The 2,705-nt window shown below is 67.8% G+C and carries 2 protein-coding genes; both read left to right on the forward strand.

Annotated elements, in window-relative coordinates; all coding sequences use genetic code 11:
• The coding region (locus tag RKP46_RS16285; protein ID WP_311107590.1) for a CHASE2 domain-containing protein at positions 1-1,410 on the forward strand (1,410 nt) is incomplete at its 5' end.
• Positions 1,411-1,446: 36 nt separating this feature from the next.
• Positions 1,447-2,454 carry a cytochrome c peroxidase gene (locus RKP46_RS16290; RefSeq protein ID WP_311107591.1) on the forward strand — a complete coding sequence of 336 codons (1,008 nt, stop codon included), beginning with the start codon at positions 1,447-1,449 and terminating at the stop codon, positions 2,452-2,454.
• The last annotated feature ends 251 nt before the right edge of the window (positions 2,455-2,705 follow it).

Consider the following 2,705-nt stretch of genomic DNA (forward strand, 5'->3'; position numbering starts at 1 on the left):
ATCGCCGAGTTGGCGCACCGCCAGGCGCACGAACTCGACGACCGCCGCTTTCAGCTCGATCTCGACGCGCTGATCCGGCAAATCGAGCGACGCCCCTCGCTGCTCGCCCAGTTCGCGCGGATGGCGCGCGCCGAGCGCGCACGCCAGTGGCAACAGCCTGCCCTCGTCGGCATCGCCTTGACCATGGTGCTCTTTGCGTGGGTACAGTTGTTCGATGCGCTGGGCATCGACACCCGCCTGGCGAGCTACACGATGGCGATCGGCGACCTGCTCGCGCCGCCTGCGGTGAGCGAGCGGATCGCCATCGTCGGCTTCTCCGAGCAAAGCGAGGCTCGCCTTGGGCGGCCGGGACCCGCCTGGCGGCGGGCGCACGCGCAACTTGTCGACCGGCTGGCCGAGGCCGGTGCGAGACTGATCGTGTTCGACCTGTTCTTCGAACGACCAACTGAGGATGACGACGCCTTTCTCGCGGCGATAGCGCGCGCCCGCGAGCGCGGAACACGGGTGATCGTCGGCGTTCGGCGCCTGCTCGACGGCGAGCCGGCGATGCTGCCCGGTTTGCCCGCACTTGCCGACGGCGGCCTGCTTTGTCTCGGCGGCCGCCTGGGCTATGCGTCCACGGTGCCGCTCGCTGTCGTCAAGGCAAGCAAGGATGAAACGGCAGGGGGGCCAGCGGCGCCCGCTGGCCGGCGTAGCCTGCTCGCCATCAGCTCGCTCGCCGCCGGTGGCCGGCTGGCGGTCGTCGACCCGCAGGCCCGGCAACTGACGCTGGTCGGCGCGGACGAGAACGTCCTTTGGCAGGGTGCGCTGCAGCCGGTCGGCCGGCAGCTCGAAGCTTCCGGACAGGCCAGCCGCGACTGTCCCTTGCTGGCTGAGGACGACCGCGTCGCCACCATGCTGATTCGCCTGGCGCCACCCGCCGCCTGGCGCGCCGTACCCGCACGCTACGACTACGAGCAGTTTGCTGCGGCAACGACCGCTGCCGGCGACCTCCGACTGAGCAACCGTATCGTCCTGGTTGGCGATACGCGCCGCACAGGCGACCAATTCCTCGTTCGTCGCGGACTTGCGAGTGAATGGCGAGCGGGCGTCGAACTGCATGCCGATGTGCTGAACAACCTGCTGCAGGGCATCCACGTGCGCGAGCTCAGCCCGCTTGCCCAGTTCGTCGTCATGCTGGCGCTCGCCGCCGCTGGCGGCTGGCTGCGCCGCGTCTGCCTGGACCGGCGTCGCGCCTGGCGGGCCATGCTGCTCGGCGCCGCCATCGTTGCCTATCTGGCGGCGACGGTCTTTGCCTGCACGCAGTACGGCTGGCTGCTCAACGCGACTTACCATCTGGGCGCCTTCCTCCTCGCCTACGGCCTCTGCGGGCGGCTGGCGAGCGACGAGGAGGCGGGCAGAGTGAGATAGACTTCCCGACCCATCACCCAACGAGGAGCACGACGAATGATTGCCATGACCAAACGCGCGGCGCTGCTGTGCAGCGTACTCGGCGTTCTGCTGATCGGTTGCGTTTCGCTGCCGCGCGAAGATGTTTCTTATCCGCGCTCATCGGCGCTGCCGCCGCCACCGGACCCCCCCGACAATCCGACGACACCAGCGAAAGCAGCCCTTGGCAAGCAGTTGTTCTTCGACAAACGGCTCTCGGGCGACGGCAGCACGTCCTGCGAGGGTTGCCATTACCGCCACCTTGGCTGGACGGATGGGCTTGCCCTTTCGCGCAAGGTGGGTGGCGCGATGAACACTCGACACACGCCGACGCTCTACAACACTGGCTACGCCGACTCCTGGTACTGGGACGGCCGTGCGAAAACGCTCGAGGGCCAGATTGCAGCCGCCTGGAAAGCGCAGATCGGAGCCGACCCGCAACGCGCAGCAGCGCTCATCGGCACCGTCGCCGGCTACCGCAGCCAGTTCCAGGCCGTCTTCGCGAGCGAGCCGACGGCAGAAAACATCCCGCGCGCACTGGCGGCCTTCCTGCGCACCCTGAACAGCGGCGATTCGCCCTGGGATCGCTACCTCGCCGGCGATCCGGCGGCAGTGTCAGCGGCAGCGATCGCCGGACACGAACTGTTCATCGGCAAGGCCGGCTGCGCAAGTTGTCACACGCCCCCGTTGTACACCGACAATCGTTTCCACAACATCGGCCTGGAAGCCGGCAAAAGCCAACCTGACCCCGGCCGCCAGGCGATCAGCAAGGAGACGCAGGACCTGCACGCGTTCAAGACGCCGACGCTGCGCTCGGTCGGCGCTTCCGGGCCCTATTTTCACGACGGCAGCAGCAGCCGCCTGGAAGACGCGGTGCGTTACATGGCGGCCGGCGGCGGCGCCGACCCGAAGCGGAGCCCACTGCTCGTAGACCGCAAGCTGTCGGACGAAGAAATCAGGCAGATCGTTGCCTTCCTTGGCACATTGACCAGCGATGAGCGCTTCATCCGGCCCAGCCTGCCCTGATCCAAGCGCCGCCTGACCCGGCGGATCACCTGGCAAGTGCGCCCGGGTCAGGCGGCTTCAGCGTGCGCGCGAGCTGCCGCCGGGCGACACGACGCATGAAACAGCCGTTCGGCGTGCGCTCGGCAGCCCTTATTTGTTGTACCCTTGCGTGCCTTTCCGCTTTGGCTCGGTGGTCCCGGGCTTGTTCGCCTTTTCATGCTCACCAGGCGGTCCCCAGGCGGGACCGGTTCATTTCTTTGAAGGAGGTGCCA

This window comes from Accumulibacter sp. (assembly GCF_031732815.1).
Classification (GTDB): Bacteria; Pseudomonadota; Gammaproteobacteria; order Burkholderiales; family Rhodocyclaceae; genus Accumulibacter.